This is a genomic window from Caulobacter sp. P1_B12_2 (assembly GCF_056406675.1).
The window spans coordinates 1-2,488 of the sequence record NZ_JBFTZS010000573.1; the positions used below are offsets into that span (position 1 = coordinate 1).

Annotated in this window: 4 protein-coding genes and 1 pseudogene; 3 read left to right on the top strand and 2 right to left on the bottom strand. The window is 69.3% G+C overall.

From position 1 onward, the window contains the following. The 3 genes and pseudogenes from AC1DZ6_RS23445 to AC1DZ6_RS23455 all read left to right on the top strand — a co-directional run. Positions 1-368: pseudogene (locus tag AC1DZ6_RS23445) on the top strand (DNA ligase-associated DEXH box helicase); the annotation flags it as partial. A 25-nt stretch (positions 369-393) separates the two neighbouring features. Further along, complete coding sequence (gene pdeM / locus AC1DZ6_RS23450) at positions 394-1,098, top strand: ligase-associated DNA damage response endonuclease PdeM (protein ID WP_477099514.1); 705 nt, start codon at positions 394-396, stop codon at positions 1,096-1,098. A 59-nt stretch (positions 1,099-1,157) separates the two neighbouring features. Continuing rightward, a complete protein-coding gene (locus AC1DZ6_RS23455; RefSeq protein ID WP_477099513.1) occupies positions 1,158-1,661 on the top strand; it encodes a hypothetical protein in 504 nt (167 codons plus the stop codon). A 2-nt stretch (positions 1,662-1,663) separates the two neighbouring features. On the opposite strand, the gene AC1DZ6_RS23460 is transcribed toward AC1DZ6_RS23455, so the two are convergent. Both AC1DZ6_RS23460 and AC1DZ6_RS23465 read right to left on the bottom strand, forming a co-directional pair. Continuing rightward, positions 1,664-2,113: a DUF3429 domain-containing protein gene (locus tag AC1DZ6_RS23460; protein ID WP_477099515.1), complete on the bottom strand. Its 450-nt coding sequence runs from the start codon at positions 2,111-2,113 to the stop codon at positions 1,664-1,666. A gap of 221 nt (positions 2,114-2,334) precedes the next feature. Further along, positions 2,335-2,481 carry a peptidoglycan-binding domain-containing protein gene (locus tag AC1DZ6_RS23465; protein WP_477099516.1) on the bottom strand — a complete coding sequence of 49 codons (147 nt, stop codon included), beginning with the start codon at positions 2,479-2,481 and terminating at the stop codon, positions 2,335-2,337. Positions 2,482-2,488 lie beyond the last annotated feature (7 nt).

The following is a 2,488-nucleotide window of genomic DNA, read 5'->3' on the forward strand; positions in this document are numbered from 1 at the left end:
CCTTCAAGGCGTGCGCCCTGATCTCGGGCCTGATCGAGCGCCGCCATCCGGGCCAGGAGAAGTCCGGCCGCCAGGTGACCTTCTCGACCGACCTGATCTATGACGTCCTGCGCCGCCACCAGCCCGACCACCTGCTGCTGCGCTGCGCCCGGGCCGACGCCGCGACCGGCTCCCTGGACGTGGCGCGGCTGGGCGACCTGCTGGTGCGGATCCAGGGCCGCATCCGCCATGCGGCGCTCGACCGCGTGTCACCGATCGCCGTGCCGATCATGCTGGAGATCGGCCGCGAGCGCGCGCCGGGCGACGCGGCCGGTGAAATGATCCTGGCCGAGGCCGAGGAAGACCTGATCGCCTCGGCGATGGCTTGATGAGAGTATCAGCAGCGTGACCAGTCTGGCGTTTCAAATCGGCGATTGCGGCGGCCTGCGGATCGAGATCGCGGGGACACGCGCCTTGCTGCGTCACTCGGGGGCCCTGTGGCTGGAGGCCGAGCGCACGATGGTGGTGGCCGATCTGCACTTCGAGAAGGGCAGCAGCTACGCCGCGCGCTTTGGCCAGATGCTGCCGCCCTACGACACGCGCGAGACCCTGGATCGGCTGGAGCGGGAACTGGCGTCGCTGGCGCCCGCCACCCTGGTCTTCCTGGGCGACAGCTTCCACGACGGGGCCGGCGAGGATCGGCTGCCGGCCGACGACCGGGCCCGCATCGCCGCCCTGGCCCTGGGCCGCCAGTTGGTCTGGGCGGTCGGCAATCACGACGAGGACGGGCCCCGCGCCCTGCCCGGCGACGTGGTCGACGAGGCCCAGATCGCCGGGCTGACGTTCCGCCACGAACCCCTGCACGGCGCACAGCCCGGCGAGGTGGCCGGCCACCTGCATCCGGCCGCCAAGGTGACCAGTGGCCGGGCCACGATCCGCCGGCGCTGCTTCGTCACCGACGGCGCCCGCCTGGTCCTGCCGGCCTTCGGGGCGTTCACCGGCGGGCTGAACATCATGGACCAGGCCTTCGCGCCGCTGTTCGGCGGACCGCCCCTGGCCGCCGCCCTGGGCCCTCGCCGGGTGCACGCGGTCGGCTGGAAGTCGCTGCGTCCGGACTGAGACGGATCACCCATCGCCCCCGGGCGTTTGATCCCCGGGACGTTGGAAGGAGATCCGTCATGCGACCGATCCTGATCGGCATCGGCGCCGCTTTGGCCCTATCGGCGGGGCCGATGACCGCCGCGGCCGGCGAAGCCCCGGTCAAGACCGTGGCCAAGCTCGACGCCAAGGACCCAAAATACGACACCGAGGCCTGCAAGGCCCTTCGAGCCAAGGCGATCGACTACGAGGAGCCGGGCTTACTCAAGAAGGCCGTCGGCATGGGCGGCAACGCCGTCGTGCCGTTCGCCGGCACCGTGGCCTCCGCCGCCCTGGGCATGCGGGACAACGGCAAGGAACAAAAGCTGAGCAAGCAGGTCGCGGCCGCGTGCGTGTCCGACCCGCTGAACGAGGAAACGCCGTTGATCAATGCGCCGAAAGCCGAGGCTGCCACGGCGGCCGTGGTCGGTGCGCCGAAGGCCCAGGCCCCATCCGTGGTCGTGATCAACGCGCCGGTGGCCGATGTCACCACGGCTGCGGTGGTGAACGCGACGGCGACCGAAACGGTGGCCATTACACAGTAGGTCTAGAGGTGAAGGGCCTGCTCCAGCGCGAAGGCCAGGGAGATGGCCGCGCCGGACGTAAGCAGGGTGCGCAGGCGCGGACGCCACGCAGGGCCGTCGTGGTTGGTCACGTCCCACAGCCATTGCAGGATGAAGACCAGCAGGAAGCCCGACAACTGCCAGGCCGGCTCGAACTTCAGGCCGCCCAGCAGCAGGCCGAAACCGGCCAGCGGGAACAGCAGGGACAGGCCCAGCGTCATCCAGCGCGGGCTGGAGCGCTCGATCTCGAGGCCGCAACGTACGCCGCCCAGATACGACATCATGGCGCTGGAATAGGCCAGCAGGCTGATCAGCGCGACCTGGCGCATGTCGATCGGGCCGTAGCAGAACAGGGCCGAGCAGATGACGAACGGGATCAGCGTGGCCAGACCGCAAACCCATACGGCCGGAGGTACCGGCACGCGATCTTGCATGTGATCGGCCGCTGCTGCTTCGAACGCCATGTCTACTCCTTCGGGCGCGAGCTCCGACGCGCGCCCTTCCCCCCGGAAGGGACTGACTATTACCGACGTCAGCCCTTAGGTCCACGGACGATATTTGACCACAGGACACAGCCTGTGGACGAGCTTAGGCAAGCGCTCACCCAAAAAGACTTTGAAAGCTTGGCCTTAGCCGCCGCAGCCGTCGTTCGGGCCTAGCGTGCCCAGGTCGACAGGCGGCTGAGGGTTTCGCTGTCCAGGGCGCCGGAGGTCTGCAGGTTCTGGTCGCGCTGGTAGGCGGCGATGGCCATCTGCAGGGCCGGCGAGGTGACGCCGTCCTGGGGACCTTGGTAGTAGCCCAGCTTGGAC

Excerpts from the sequence above, each read along its gene's own strand:
- AC1DZ6_RS23455 (WP_477099513.1), top strand. The coding sequence starts at position 1,158 with ATGCGACCGATCCTGATCGGCATCGGCGCCGCTTTGGCCCTATCGGCG.
- AC1DZ6_RS23460 (WP_477099515.1), bottom strand. The coding sequence starts at position 2,113 with ATGCAAGATCGCGTGCCGGTACCTCCGGCCGTATGGGTTTGCGGTCTG.